16 protein-coding genes and 1 pseudogene are annotated in these 14,679 nt (G+C 39.1%); all 17 read right to left on the bottom strand.

All coding sequences use genetic code 11. From position 1 onward, the window contains the following. Window positions 1–11: 11 nt before the first annotated feature. A complete protein-coding gene (locus tag G7062_RS03850; RefSeq protein ID WP_166064608.1) occupies window positions 12–1,364 on the bottom strand; it encodes a uracil-xanthine permease family protein in 1,353 nt (450 codons plus the stop codon). A 274-nt stretch (window positions 1,365–1,638) separates the two neighbouring features. Then, window positions 1,639–2,061, bottom strand: a complete 423-nt coding sequence (locus G7062_RS03845) for a hypothetical protein (RefSeq protein WP_166064607.1) — start codon at window positions 2,059–2,061, stop codon at window positions 1,639–1,641. A gap of 110 nt (window positions 2,062–2,171) precedes the next feature. Continuing rightward, complete coding sequence (locus tag G7062_RS03840; protein WP_166064606.1) at window positions 2,172–2,696, bottom strand: GNAT family N-acetyltransferase; 525 nt, start codon at window positions 2,694–2,696, stop codon at window positions 2,172–2,174. Between the two features lie 50 nt (window positions 2,697–2,746). Continuing rightward, window positions 2,747–3,109 carry a nuclear transport factor 2 family protein gene (locus tag G7062_RS03835; protein ID WP_166064605.1) on the bottom strand — a complete coding sequence of 121 codons (363 nt, stop codon included), beginning with the start codon at window positions 3,107–3,109 and terminating at the stop codon, window positions 2,747–2,749. Further along, entirely contained in the window at window positions 3,106–3,600 is a 495-nt protein-coding gene (locus tag G7062_RS03830; protein ID WP_166064604.1) for an AAA family ATPase, read from the bottom strand. Before G7062_RS03830 ends, G7062_RS03835 begins: the two co-directional genes overlap by 4 nt. A 4-nt stretch (window positions 3,601–3,604) precedes the next feature. Continuing rightward, window positions 3,605–4,066: a DUF1307 domain-containing protein gene (locus G7062_RS03825; protein WP_166064603.1), complete on the bottom strand. Its 462-nt coding sequence runs from the start codon at window positions 4,064–4,066 to the stop codon at window positions 3,605–3,607. Between the two features lie 134 nt (window positions 4,067–4,200). Then, window positions 4,201–4,644: a GAF domain-containing protein gene (locus G7062_RS03820; protein ID WP_166064601.1), complete on the bottom strand. Its 444-nt coding sequence runs from the start codon at window positions 4,642–4,644 to the stop codon at window positions 4,201–4,203. 64 nt (window positions 4,645–4,708) lie between these two features. Continuing rightward, complete coding sequence (locus tag G7062_RS03815; protein WP_166064600.1) at window positions 4,709–5,878, bottom strand: hypothetical protein; 1,170 nt, start codon at window positions 5,876–5,878, stop codon at window positions 4,709–4,711. Window positions 5,879–5,927: 49 nt separating this feature from the next. After that, a complete protein-coding gene (locus G7062_RS03810; protein WP_166064599.1) occupies window positions 5,928–6,380 on the bottom strand; it encodes a methylated-DNA--[protein]-cysteine S-methyltransferase in 453 nt (150 codons plus the stop codon). Window positions 6,381–6,457: 77 nt separating this feature from the next. Next, window positions 6,458–7,444 (bottom strand): D-isomer specific 2-hydroxyacid dehydrogenase family protein, encoded by a 987-nt coding sequence (locus G7062_RS03805; RefSeq protein ID WP_240915981.1) that lies wholly within the window; start codon window positions 7,442–7,444, stop codon window positions 6,458–6,460. Between the two features lie 14 nt (window positions 7,445–7,458). Further along, window positions 7,459–8,487: a PTS transporter subunit IIC gene (locus G7062_RS03800; protein ID WP_166064597.1), complete on the bottom strand. Its 1,029-nt coding sequence runs from the start codon at window positions 8,485–8,487 to the stop codon at window positions 7,459–7,461. A 77-nt stretch (window positions 8,488–8,564) separates the two neighbouring features. Then, the gene (locus G7062_RS03795) at window positions 8,565–9,386 is read right to left on the bottom strand and encodes a MerR family transcriptional regulator (RefSeq protein WP_166064596.1); all 822 of its coding nucleotides are present in this window, start codon (window positions 9,384–9,386) and stop codon (window positions 8,565–8,567) included. 95 nt (window positions 9,387–9,481) lie between these two features. Then, window positions 9,482–10,054 carry a hypothetical protein gene (locus tag G7062_RS03790; protein ID WP_166064595.1) on the bottom strand — a complete coding sequence of 191 codons (573 nt, stop codon included), beginning with the start codon at window positions 10,052–10,054 and terminating at the stop codon, window positions 9,482–9,484. 76 nt (window positions 10,055–10,130) lie between these two features. Next, window positions 10,131–10,622, bottom strand: a complete 492-nt coding sequence (locus G7062_RS03785) for a hypothetical protein (RefSeq protein WP_166064594.1) — start codon at window positions 10,620–10,622, stop codon at window positions 10,131–10,133. Window positions 10,623–10,808: 186 nt separating this feature from the next. Beyond that, window positions 10,809–12,188: a flotillin family protein gene (locus G7062_RS03780; protein WP_166064593.1), complete on the bottom strand. Its 1,380-nt coding sequence runs from the start codon at window positions 12,186–12,188 to the stop codon at window positions 10,809–10,811. Window positions 12,189–12,315: 127 nt separating this feature from the next. Further along, window positions 12,316–13,197 (bottom strand): D-2-hydroxyacid dehydrogenase, encoded by an 882-nt coding sequence (locus G7062_RS03775; protein WP_166064592.1) that lies wholly within the window; start codon window positions 13,195–13,197, stop codon window positions 12,316–12,318. A 17-nt stretch (window positions 13,198–13,214) separates the two neighbouring features. Next, a pseudogene (locus G7062_RS03770) lies at window positions 13,215–14,653 on the bottom strand (glycoside hydrolase family 1 protein). Between the last annotated feature and the right edge of the window lie 26 nt (window positions 14,654–14,679).

The raw sequence follows: 14,679 nt of genomic DNA, 5'->3' as shown, positions 1-14,679 counted from the left end.
GACTCTTGTTTTTATTTTCTACCTAAGAATATTTCTCTAAAATTTAAGAGGATATTGAATAAAATTCCCAAGATTGATGCGGTAGCAATGGCAGGAAGTTGCATTGTTCCAATTGGAATCATTCCTCCAGGGAAGGCGAAGTTTCCACCCAATCCAACTACCAAGATAATCGCGATGATTGCTAAATTCTTTGGATCAAAGAGGTCGACTTCCTTGTTGATAATAATCGCAATCCCTTGAGCACCAATAACACCAAACAAGTAGATACCAGCACCGTTAATAACCGATGCAGGAACTGAAGTTACGATAGCAGCCAATGGACTGAAGAATGAGATTATCATTGCTAACACAGCTGCGGCACCTAGTACATAGACCGAGAAATTATTGGTAATGGCCATGGTTGAGATATTCTCGCCATAGTTTGTCCCAGCAGGACCACCAATTGCAGCACTGACAATATCGGCAACCCCATCACCAATTAGATTTGATCCAAGTTTGTTTTCAATGTCATATTTCTTTTTTGAACCCATTTTCTTTGCCAAGTTATTCACATAAATATCGAGTTGGAAAACATGCGCAGTTGATTCAGGAATTGTTGCAATCGCAATTGGCATAATCGCCCAAATCGCTGCCATATTCGGTTCTGGTAAAGTAAAGTGCGGCAAAGAAAACACTCCATTCGCCATGACTCCACTGAAATCAATCATTCCAAGTGATAAGGCTAAAATATACCCAACCCCAATTCCCAAGAGAATTGGCAACTGACCAAGAATTCCCTTTTTAACATAAACAGAAAAGATAACAGTTGCAGTCAGCGTAACAAATGCGACGATCACCGAGTTCATGTCCATTGTATTTGCGACTTCATTATAGCCAATAGCACCCGTCATTGCACTTCCCGCAAGTGAAAGACCAATAATAATAGCGATACTACCGGTTACGGTTGCTGGTAAGAATTTTTCAATTTTTTCTTGACCAAATTTATTCACAACAAATCCCGCAAGAATTGACACAAGTCCGGATGCAATAATTCCAAACTGTGCTTGGCTGATTAAGTGGTCCGGTGCAACATTTCCCATGGCAATCGCACCACTTGCACCACCCGTGATACCAACAATAGCCGTAATATATGAAAAACTTGATCCATAGTACAATGGAATCTTGCCTTTTGTAATAAACAAGAAGCACAATGTTGCAAATCCACTTGCAAAGATTGTTGTGGATACATGGAATCCTGTTAGTAAGGCTACCATTACTGTCGCAGGGAACATAACAAGTATTTGCTGAATTGCGAACAGGATCATCTTCCCCAAAGATGGTTTTTCATCGGGTAGATACCCCATGATTGTTTCTGATTTCTTCATATCTTTCCTCCTTGAGGTCCAAGGAATTTTTGCACAAAAAAAGGCGTCATCCGCCCTTCTTATGTTAGTTAACATACCTTGTTGATCTCACAGAATCAACTTAAAGGACCTTTCCCACATTATACATGCTAAGCAATTAATGTTCAATCAATTTTTAAAAGATTCGAATAAAAAATACCACTAAGAACATATCGCTTTTGAAATTCAATAACATAAATGCTCAATTACCAGCACATCCTACAGCATTCCAGATAATTTGTGTAGAATTGCGCCCTTACAAGATAATGACTTCATCATGTGGAACGGCATCGAAACTACGATGTTTTCGCTCCAACATTTTTGATATTGGTTCTGGAAGTTCTGCAAGATTCATTCGCTTTGCAAAGCGCGTCTTGATGGTTTCTAAATCTTGCTTCATGAGAATGCGATGAGCTCCTTCAGGAACGGACTCAATATCGCCCACCTCCGTAATCACATAAATAATTTGACACTTATCAGCAACCGCATCTTGTAAGATCTTTTGAAATTTTATTTTCGCTTCCGACGGACTCTTATCCAACCTCAAGTAATCTTTACCTTGATAAATTTCAAATTTTTCTCTTTTTATACGCTCAGCATACGTTGTTTTTCCAGTACAACTCTCACCAAATATTGTAATTAACATCTTCTTCTGTATGGCAATACGCGCGTACGCCATTCCTTTTCTATCCCCGAACAAACTCTGATTACTTATTATAATGTAACATATTTATTGTAATTTAGATTCTTTATAATAAAAAATGTGCACCTTTACATGCACATTAATGATCAGTTCTCCAATTCTAAATTTTCATCCGTATCCTTAAACTGACCAACCAATAGCCCCATATAATAACTATCATGGTACGAACCTGCAGCAAAGAATTGTTCTTTCAAACAGCCTTCTAACTCAAAACCGAGTTTCTTATAGATATTGACTGCTTTCTCATTATCGACATCAACATAGAGATACACTTTATGTAAGTTTAAAATATTAAAAGCATACTCGATTCCTTTTGCCATTGCGCGACTTGCTAAACCTTTTCCTTCGTGCTCGGGAAAAACTGCAACTTGAATCTCACAGTTTCGGTGTAAAAAGGATATTTCTACCAACTCTATGACACCTGCGAATACACCATTATCTTCAATAACAAACCGACGTTCGGTGTTATCGTGAATGTGTTTCTCATAAAGACTGTGCAGCTCATCTGTTGACTCATAGGGTTCTTCAAACCAATATGACATCACACTCTTGAGGTTATTTAAACGGTGAATATCATGAAGATCACTGCGTTCTAATGCTCGTATGTTCATAAAGCCTCCTTTTTTTTTAAATCATACCACGTTCTCATGACTGCGCGCATCTAAATGCTTGGTTTTGCGCTAAGGTGCTCATGAACAAGTTGCCATCGATTATCAATATATTGAAATACATTGGTAGCACGGCCTGAACCTCTTACAAATTTACCGGATATGAAACCTTCATAATTATATGTGTACAAATAGACGCACACTGTTTCTGTACTTGTGATACATTCGACATCAGTTGCACTATAATATTCATCAACAATTGTAGCCCATGCATTTTCAAAATATTCCCTGATGGCTTGACGGGTATCGACTGTCGTATTACTAAAATAATAAACTGCAGCATCTGCAACCAAGGGATTAAGGTTGTCGAAATCATGTGTATTCGTTGCTGCGATGTATTCGTTGAGAACGTTCATCGTATCTCCTTGTATCTTTTCAAGATCATTTTTACACTTTCACTGAGTGTCATGGCATCATCAATTTCAAGTTCATCATCATAGCCCAAACGGTCATCTTCATTCCACCAGCTTATCAGTTCTGCCTCACCAAAATCGTCACAATTCGGCTTTGTCTGATGACGTACAACTGTTTCAGCAAACGATACTTTAAAGTAAACACTGATGGTTGTGTCAAAGAAAGATATCATGGTTTCTAGCATGTCACGATAAACCCACGTCTTTAAAATACCTTCAACGATAACCACAGGGCAATGTTCACTACCATACTGTGCCATCTTTTCCATTAAATTGACACTTAAATTACCCTGTCCATCGCCAACACCTAAAACATCACGACGCACTTCATCTTGGGATATTCGCATCGCACCGGATATTTCATGTTGGAGTTGTTTTGCAACGGTGGTCTTTCCACTCCCAGAATTACCACGAAGAATGATAAGCGTTGCCATCGTCCTATTCTGCCGTGCAGGTGAAACCAGTTTCTTCAAGCATCGAGACCGAACGTAGCAACGAGATAAATGTTGCATCGCTTTCATCGAGTTGAACAAGACCTAGTTTTGCAAGTTGCTTAAAATCGGCAGTATCAAAGTCAATCTCCATTTTGTCATAAATTGTTGAATCGTCAATTTTTTCTATGGATACATGTACACCTTCCAGTTTGTTAATTTCGTCAAACCCTGGTTGTGCAATTTCAATAAACTCATCGGCATTAACCCCGAAGTTTTTCTCCATTGAGAGCACTGACTTCGTTCTCATGTGACGAACGACATCCCCTTTCGATTCAAAAATTTGCTCACTTGAATCATATGCCAAATACGCCGTGTCATTGAGACAAACCGTTGTCTTTTCTTTTTGCGATGTACCACAACCCGCTAGCATTAATAACATTACGAGCATCATGCTTATTTTTTTCATAATTTTCCTCCGAGACTTTACTATCATTTTACACTATAAACCTCCTGCGCCTACCAAAATGGTGTGAAAATCATTATTAGTGTCACTAATTCATACAAGGATAATAAAAACTCAGGTTTTCCTGAGTTTTATTTTTATTGTGCGAAGTGATTTGTGAGCAACATCACGACACCTTCCATTGTCTTGGCATCTTCTTGCGAGAATCGTCCGATGGTTGGTGAATCAATATCCAGAACACCGTACGGTTTCCCATCAACAAACATCGGGACAACTAATTCGCTGTTTGATGCAGAGTCACAAGCAATATGGCCCGGAAACGCGTGAACATCCTCCACACAGAGCGTTTTTCTTTTTTCAAGTGCTGCAGAACATACGCCTTTACCAGGATAAAGGTGAACACACGCTACCTTGCCTTGAAAAGGTCCAAGAATAAGATGCTCTTCTTCAAAGAGATAAAAACCTACCCAATTTATATCCACCAACATCTCATTCAGAAGTGCAGATATATTTGAAAGAATGGCAATGTGATCCGTTTCTCCCTCAATTAAAGCCTGTGTTTGCTGTTCAATAAGTGTCATCGTTAACCTCACTTTTATTATTGAAAGAATAACGTGTTCAGCGTTGAAATGCAAGTCAACAGCGCTATTTAATTTCCAGAAGTCGCTCGGATAAAGATGCAGAGATTTGCTCATAGCTTAGAACCATGTAATTGTCGAATTCGAGAACATACACACTGCCGTTGTAATGATAATTTTGAATTTCAGTAACAACCCCTTCTGAAACCACGACATCTTGACGCACTATAATACTACGCAAAAGTGTTCTCATAAAAGGAATTTTGTATTCAAACAGGCTAACATTTTCACCCTGACATGTCATTTCTGTTCTCTGAACAATCCAAGAAGGTTCGAAGAATTGCGATTCAGGTGCAAAACAACCGATGTCAATAAACTTTTGTGGCAAATGAGGGGGTTTGGTATCGCTATCGATTTTCGACCCAACAAGCATACCACTCAAAAAGAATACCAGTACAATCAACAGAGAAAATCGGAAATGATTTTTTCCAGCAAGCTTCCCCGCACTCGCCACTCTATTGAGCACTACAATAAGTACCAGTGTAACACTAAAAAGCGCGATGTAATAGACAATGATTTGCCACCCTCTATTGTATGAAATAGTTTGAAAAATAAGAAGCAACACACAGAGGTAGATAATGTGCCAGCTGTTGCTAAGAATGTCCGTTCTTAAGGATTTAAATTTTGTTTTTGTAGGTTTATAGATTCTTTTCTTAAGGCGACTATAATTCCAAAGATATCGAATTGAGCTTGCCACGATAAGGAAGTAGCTGATCATTAAAAGTTGGCTCATCCTACTTAACACGATACTTTGCGGCATTGAAAGATAAAAGGCAAATATTATCGCATATACCACAATCAAAAAGATGTGCGTTTTACGATCAGTTTCCATAATTTCTAACAACGCTTGATAATCAATGCCCACATGCTCATGAAAATTCTTCATAGTGGTCGAAGTATAGACATCTGTCGCTCCTGCTGCCGTATGCCACGCATATCCAGATTCTTCTAAGGACACCTTTTGTTTTTCATATTCATGAATACGGCCCATACCCGTCATCTTTAAGTTGGGAATCACTGCGTAGTATCGTTTCATGTCTGGTTGATACTCAAAGGTTTGGCAAAAAGCATTGGCATGACTGAGGTGCCAACCATCCGCACCCATTCTATTTAGAAAGTCTTCGTATTCACGGTACTCGATCTTATCGACGGTAACAAACTTGATACGTTTTCTCATATCTTCCCTCCACCTGCACTCGATACTGCATTTTATTCAAATACGTTACTTAAAGTGTTGATGCTTCCAAATTGAGGAGCAATACTTTTTCACTGATATTATCACCATAACCGCCTAATCCTTGTGAGGATAACACACGTTGGCATGGTATCAAATAGGATAGACGGCACCTGTTGCATGCTGTTCCGACTGCGCGCGCTGCGCGTGGCCGTCCAACTTGCTCAGCAATGCTTCGATAGGATCGTGTCTCCCCATAAGGTATTGCGGCAATTGCCTTCCAGACTTCGATTTGAAAATCAGTCCCCTCTAGACGATAGGGAACCGTAAATTCAATCCGCTTTCCTAGAAGGTATTCTCGAATCTCTTGAGCACACTTTTTGATAAGCGGGGTTTCAAACTCTGTTTGATTTGGCATTGCCACACTCTCAATTGCGATAATGGCGCCATCCCGTTCTGTTATCGTATATTCCCCTGTTGTAAACTGATACGTGTATTGAAACATGATGCACCACCTTTATATTCAATCATACACGAGTTGAAAAAAATACACCATCCTTTATAAGGACAGTGTATCAAGAACTATTTTATTTCGACGCTGCTTTCGCCATTTTCGACAAAAGATACAAGTGAGCGCAGTGCAACTTCAACCATATCGGACACCGCTTGATCTGTATAGAATGCACAGTGTGGTGTTACGATGACATTTTTATGGCGTTCAAGGATTGCTAACTGGTGGTTACTCAAGGTGCTTAAACGATGGTTATTGTGGAAGATTCCCAATTCACCTTCAAGTACATCGAGGCCAACACCGCCAATATGTCCATTTTCAACATATTCAATCAATGCATCACTGTCAACAAGTTCTCCACGAGCACAGTTTACAATAACAACACCTGGCTTAGTTTTCGCTAGATTTTCCGCATTGATAATGTGATAAGTTGATTCGAACAAGGGTGTGTGTAATGTAATAACATCTGCTTCTCGGAAAAGTGTATCTAATGATACATATTCCAAGACATCCTTAATGCTTTCATTCTCATAGACATCATAACCAATAATTCGTCCATTGAATCCAGCAAGACTGTGCGCTGTTTCACAGCCAATACGACCGGTACCAATGACTCCAAATGTTAGGTTATGCATCTCACGACCTTGAATGCCAGGAAGTGAATAATCATTGATTTCAGTACGTTTCATAATTGCTTTCATATTACGGATGGACATAAGGATCAACATAACTGCGAAATCTGATACACAGTTTGGTGAATAGTTTGCATTTGAGAAACGAAGTCCCAAATCCCTTACTGCGTCCATATCAACATTGTTGAAACCAGCACTGCGCGATGCCAAGAATTTGACACCATTTGCAGCAAGAATTTCAAGGACGGGTCTGCTTAAATCACAGTTTCCAAGAAAGGATACCGTTTCAAACCCTTGCGTCATTGCTACGTTTTCCATACCAAGACTTTCATTAACATAGGTCATATCAATTCCTAATTCATTTGTATATTTTTCAAATGCTGCTTGCTCGTCAGGACGAACAGCGAATGCGATAACTTTCATCATAAATTGGCTCCTTTTTATTTAAAATCCACTTTGTAATCATCAGCTGATACAATTTTAAGTTTGTTATCAAAGATGTACGTTGAAACAAATGACATCACAACAGGAATCGCAACAAATGCAATGACTGTTATCAATAAGTTTCCACCGGTGTATCCAACGATATTTAAGTGATTTAAAGGTCCAATGAGTCCGCTAATTCCAAATCCAGCACTTGCTGGTGTTCCTTGAATGCATAAGATCCCTGCGAATGCTCCGGTTACTGCAGCATTCAATAGGATCGGTAACATAATTTTTGGATTTTTAATAAGATTGGCCATTTGCATTTTTGGTGAACCCAAGAAGTGCGCAATACTTGTACCAAAGCCATTTGCTTTATATCCTGCAACTGCCAAGCCAAAGCCAGCAGCACAAATTCCTAAGTTTGCAGCACCCGATCCAACACCAGCTAATGAAATTGCCATCGCAACGCCAGCTGTTGATACTGGTGACACGATCATCAATGCGAATGTCATACTGATTAAGATACCTGCTACAACTGGTGTAAAGTTTGTAAATTGTGCAACCAATTGTCCGATATATCCTGTAAGGGATGAAACATATGGAAGTGTAAAGAGACCCAAACTACCGATGACAGTAATAATAAGTGCTGGTACAACTAAGATGGTATAAGCCTTGAGTCGGCCCCCAATAAGCAGCATTGCAGCAACTGCAATTCCAGCAATTAAGCCAGCGTTAATAACATCGCCAATACCACCAAGAACCAATGTTCCATCAACAAACTTAAATGCGCCCGAACCAATAGCAGTTGTAATTGCAAGTGTTCCCGATTGAATTGGTGTTAGTTTAAATTGCATCGCAATTGTTAGCCCCATAACAACTGAGAGTAAACGTGTTGCAATGTTTGTAAGTTCTGCAACTTGTGTCCAGTTAAACGCTTTTGCTAATTCCCCCAAGAGTGCGCCTGGTATCAGTGCAACAACAATACCCACACTCATACCTGTTAAGATTTTATTGATAAAATCTTTAAATGTATAATCCTTCATTTTTTCTCCTCCGAAAGTCTTGTTATACTTTTCACAACTATCGTAAGGGATGCCCTAGGGGCATGGTAAAGGGATTACTACTCAATTCTTATTTGAATTTCTTGAATCATATCACTTTCAGATTTTGTAAATGTATAGTCGATCAGTGAAAAATCATATACATTACCCACAGGAGTATAGCCATTATCTTTAATCCATTTCAATAATTTATTAAGCGACGATTCATCATAATAACCGCCTTTCTTGTACATATAAGCGTACTTTCCACGTGGTTGTTCAATCTCATTTGGTAAACCCATACTGTGAGGTAATGAAATAAACGAGCCCACTTTTTGATAGTAATCTTGTCCAGATTCCTCAGGTGCAAGGTGAATTGTCCCATACGGCATTTGTGAAAAAATGTTCAAACTTATCAAAGTTCGCAACATTTTACGGTATGCCAACATCACTTGTTGCTTATCATTTTGATCATCACAGAGCTCATAAATAACTGTTCTTGTATTAAATAATTTTATTCCCGGCTTAAAAAGATCCCGATCATCGATGAATTGGACTTGTTGATAGAAGTCAATTAAGTATTCTAAGTCCTGTTTCATCTCATGAAGGTGGGTAATTTCAGTGTCCACTTCAACCAGGCGTGTCGATAATTTATCAATTAGTGGTGCAAACTGGCGATTCTCCAAGAGTTCTTGAATCTCATCCAATGAGAAATCAAGCTTCTTTAGGTACATGATTTGTTTCAAATAAGGAAACTGCTCGCGTAAATAGTATCGGTATCCTGTTTCTTCATCAATGTGATCCGGCTTAAAAATCCCAATGCGATCATAATAGATCAGCGTCTTCTTACTCATATTGTGCAATTTAGCAACTTCATTAATTAAAAAATAATGTTCACTCATAGCATTCCCTCTTGCTCTCTACTCTAATTTTACCATAGATACTAACTTTACGAGTGGATGCACAAAAGAAAAGAGCCGCATTTGCGGCCCTCAATTTATGGTATAAGGTTAAAAGGTTTCGTTAAATCTATCACATTGACGGCGATACGACGCACTTTACCATTGAATGTCGCCTCGAAGGTGACCATCGTATCTTCATGAATCGATACTGTCTCTTCCTCATAATCAACCAATGCAGCACAATCCGACTCAAGCATTGGTCCTGTCGGATAACCCTTGTCTCCATCATCAGGATTCGGATTATGTTCCCAGCCAACGACACGTTTCTCATCCAAAGAACACATCACAGTGTAGCCTTTTGTCTTGTCTATTTTGGTAACATAGAACTTAAGATCATCGTATCTGCTTTGTTCGGCAATGGTAATGCTTTTTAAGCGGTCAAAACTGGAAATATCGCCATCGAGAAACTCGTAGTCTTCATCGATGACAACTTCCGGTAATAACTGAATTCCATATTCACGCGTTTGCTTCGCAAGTGTCTTCGCCACTTTAGTGCCGCGCGTTTCCGCTTGAACTTGAAAATTACGAATCAATAGCGCTAAGAAAATAATACCCAAAACAGCATTTAACCCCAATAAAAATCCAAATTTAGGTTTTCGCTTTTTCATAGTCTCACCTACTTCATTAGTCATATTATATCATACGACACCTGCGTCGCTAAGACTTGCCAGCGAGTAACATAATTTACGACAATTCGGATGGAACTTCTTGAGCAAGACGTGGATCTAATTTATAGAAAATTTGTACGCGTTTGGACTTACTGAAATATGCTAACCAAATTCCCAAACCAACTACCCCTGAAATTGTATTTGTCATTGGATAGCTCACTCCAAATTCTGCAAATTGACCGGACAGCATCATCGAAAATACGAATTGAGCTACAAGAGATCCGACTAAGATCATTTTCACAGTTTTGATAGCTTTCGGATTTGGTTGAGTCACAAAATAGATTAAAGCCGCTGAACATGCAATTCCAACAATTGTCATCAATAACAATGTGTTTTTAATGGATCCCAGTGCAATAGCAACATACGAACCCAATTGGCTAAATTGTGAGCTAAAGTTCAAATACGTAAATATTACAAAAATAATACCTAGCCCCTGAGCGATTGCAAAGAACATGAGCCATCCCCCAAATTTTTGATACCCCTCTTCAACAAAATTTAATTCTTCCATATTATTTCTCCTTTTTCTTTCCCTATAATTACTTATGAAGTTTATCAAATTAGTGTATTAATTGAACCATATGTTCTTAAACCACATTTTTATGTCATCAATAGTCGATAAATTCTAGGAGAGTATCTAAAGGGAAGTTACATTCAAAAAGAAGACAAGCACAGTATCTTGCGCTTGTCTTCTTAACTACTCTTCTACTTTTACTTCATCATGGTTTACAATCTCAGAATGTAATCCTTTTCCGATTGCATCACCCGTGGCTTCAGCAATAATCTTTCCTTGCATTATCTCCGCAAGATCCAAGCCTGTTGCTTGTTTCACACCGCTAAATACGGATTCCATGGATTTGACTTGATCACCCATGAATTGGCTTACGTTTCCTTCACCATACATTGTAATTGTATCTACATTGTTTAAAGGTGCAGATAGGCTGCCAATCATTTCAGGTAACAGGTCGATAACGCGTGTTGCAAGGGCTTGTTGGTTAAGCACATTTTGCGCTTCGGCCTTTTGACGCATAACATCAGCTTCAGCCAATCCAAGTTCTCGAACCGCAATGGCTTTTTTCGCCATTGCTTCAGCTTCTTTTTCAATTGCATATGCCTTTGCATCCGCAATTTGTTGTTCACGATAACGATCTGCTTCCGCAACTTTTCCAACTTCTGCACTTAGTTTTCGTTCTTGAATTTCAATCTCTTTATCAAGACGTTCTGATTGCTTTTCAGCCTTTGCAATTTCCGCATTCTCACGTTCAATTTCTAATGCTTTACGTGATTGTTCTGTGGCGATTTGATAGGCAATATCAGCACGCGCACGTTCACGTTCCGCTATATCTTTGAGTTGTGATTTCTTGATTTCGAGGTCTGTATTCTTTTGTTCAATTTCTGTTTCTGCTGTTATACGTGCATCATTTGCCTCTTTGTCAGACTCTGATTGGGCAATGGCAATATCACGCGTACTTTGTGCCTTTGCAATGGCAGCTTCTTTTTTAATCTTTGTAATGTTATCAATACCAAGGTTTTCGATCACTTGATTGTCATCGACAAAATTTTGAATGGTCAAGTTAACAACAATAAGTCCCATACGTCCGAGTTCGTCTTCGGTTGATTCTTGCACCTTCTGTGCAAAGACATCACGGTTATGAACAAGTTCAGTGAGTTTCATTTGTCCAATAATCTCACGCATGTTCCCTTCAAGGACTTGTTGGGCGATTGCTGCAATATATTTATCATCTTTATTTAAGAAGTTTTCTGCAGCGCGCTCAATCAAATCGGATTGCTTATCAATCTTAACGTTGGCAACACCATCAACACGAACGTTGATAAACTCTTGTGTTGGCACTGCTGATTCTGTACGAATATCAACTTGTACGAGTTTTAGAATCAAATAGTCTTTCTTTTCCAAAAAAGGAATCATCACTGCAGAACGTCCAATAACATAGCGAACATTCTTTCTAAATCCTGTAATAATAAATGCAATATCAGGTGATGCTTTGACATATCCTGTGGTAACAATCACAACAATAAGTACGACTGCTACTCCAATTCCTACTGCGACCCAGTTCATAATAGAACCTCCCTTATTTTGGTTACATTATACACCAGATGCACACATACTTTATACACGTGTTATGAATCTTTGTTTTTTTGTTCTCAAAGTAAAAGACCGCATCTGCGACGATGCGATCTCTTGATTAATTGATTTGATTTTTAGGTGTTTCACCATTTTGAAACAGTAGTATGTTCTGAGTTAGAAGGTTTTGAAGTTTTATTACACTCTCTTGTGCATCGCCTGATACATGTGGTGTCATAATAACTCGAGGATGGTCCCATATAGGGTCGTCCATTGGAACCGGTTCTTTTTCGAATACATCCAAAATTGCATATGCGACATTTTCTTCCAGTGCTTCAAGAAGATCCTTTGATTTAACGACGGGTCCACGTCCGACATTCACAAAGATACTGCCTTCTTTCATCATTGCGAATTGTTCGCTTCCCAGCAAACCATCTGTGTGGGGGTTTAGCGGAAGTGAACAAATCACAATATCCGCATCACTTAATGCTTGTTGTAAATCATTGAGCGCAAAGAATGCATCAAATCCAGGTACCTCACGACCGTTACTATTAACAGCAATACTGGAAACGCCAAATGGTTTCAATCGCGATTGTGTTTCAAAGGCTATGTCTCCTGCACCAAGATACGCTACTTGCTTACCATAAAGGGTTGTAACTGGAATATCACGATTCCATCTATGGTCTTTTTGACTTTGCTTAAATGCATCGTGTTGTCTGTAAATCGAAAGGAGGTATGCAACAGTATATTCAGCAATAGGCCCACTGTAGGCACCACGCGCATTACACACCACTTTATTCTCCAACCCTTTTAGTTCTAAACTGTCATAACCCGCAGATAGTAATTGGATATATTTGACGTTTTCTAATTGATCACGGTAGGCATTAAAGACCCCAATATTACCAACAAATACGTCAACCGTCTCCGGATTTAAGATTTCCGTTCCATAATACTCAACATTCGGAATGTCTAATTTTATATTTTCAGGTACAATGATTCTCATGCTTGCTCCTCTTTTAATTATAGTTTTTCACCATTTGACGCTATAACTTCTTGATACCAATAAAAGCTATCTTTCTTAAAACGCTTGAGTTGTTTTTCGTCACGTTCATCCCGATCAACATAAACAAAACCATAACGCTTTTGATAACCATTTAACCAACTTAACAAGTCTGTGAAACTCCATGTACTGTAGCCAATGATACTGACCCCATCAGTGATTGCATCTTGAATAGCTTGGATATGTTTCTTGAGATAATCAATGCGGTAATCATCATGTATTTCATGGTTCGCTTCGAGTGTATCGTATTCTCCCAAACCATTTTCAGTGATGAGAATAGGCAAGCGATAACGACTTTCAACCCGTCGCAACGCAACTCGCAGGCCTTGAGGATCGATTGTCCAATCCCAATTGGTTGTTTCCAAATGGTCATTCGCAACTGTTTTAAAGATACCTGGAAAACCACTTGAACCTGAAGTTCCTTTTTTTCCTGTAAAATTAGCGGATTTCTTCTCGATGACTTCTTCTGGTCGCATGTCGGTTACCGTCACTGATTGATAGTAATTCATTCCCATAAAATCTGGAGTTCCTTGTTTTAAAAGAATCGCATCACTTTCCGAAACTTCAAAACCCAAGCCAAGAGTGGTCAATTGCTTCATAACTTGCTTTGGATACGTTCCCCATGCGTAAACATCCATCCAAAAGTCTGCAGTCAATGCACTCATGTTTTCATTGGCAAGAACCGACTCAGGACGTGCATCCAACGCATAAGAAGGTGTATATGCAAAACTTGGTCCAATCAACCCGAATAACCCATATCATGATACGCCTTAATTACCGAGGCGTTGGCAAGATTCACAATGTGATTTACATGCAATGCGCGTTTGGGATCACGCAATCCTGGGGGGTGCAATGCCGTCAAATACCCATTCATAACAAAGACGTTTTGTTCATTAACCGATACCCAATATTTAACACGATTCCCAAATCGCTCAAAGAGAATCTTTGCATAATTGGTAAAATCTTCAATGATGTCTCGCGATTCCCATCCCGAATATGCATCTTGTAGTGCTTGGGGAATATCCCAATGGTACAGAGTAACAACGGGTTCAATGTCATTCTTAATCAGTTCATCGATGAGGTTCTCATAAAATTGCAAACCTTTTTCATTTACCATACCACGGCCGTCGGGCAAAACACGAGACCATGCTACAGAAAAGCGATACGCCTTCAATCCCATTTCCTTCATAAGTGCGACATCTTCGCGATAACGATGGTAATGATCTACAGCAACATCACCATTGCTGCCTTTGAATGTATTGCCATCAATGTGGGTAAACGTATCCCAAACGGATGGTCCTTTACCATCTTCATTATAGGCGCCTTCAATTTGATATGCTGCTGACGCTGACCCCCATAAAAAATCACTGGGGAACGCATCTTTCTTAATATGGTACATTGTTTATCCTCCGTCTCTCTTTCTCA

This window comes from Erysipelothrix sp. HDW6C (assembly GCF_011299615.1).
In the GTDB taxonomy this organism is placed as follows: Bacteria; Bacillota_I; Bacilli_A; order Erysipelotrichales; family Erysipelotrichaceae; genus Erysipelothrix.
The sequence above is the reverse complement of the archived record's forward strand: the minus strand, read 5'-3'. Positions and strand labels throughout refer to the sequence as shown.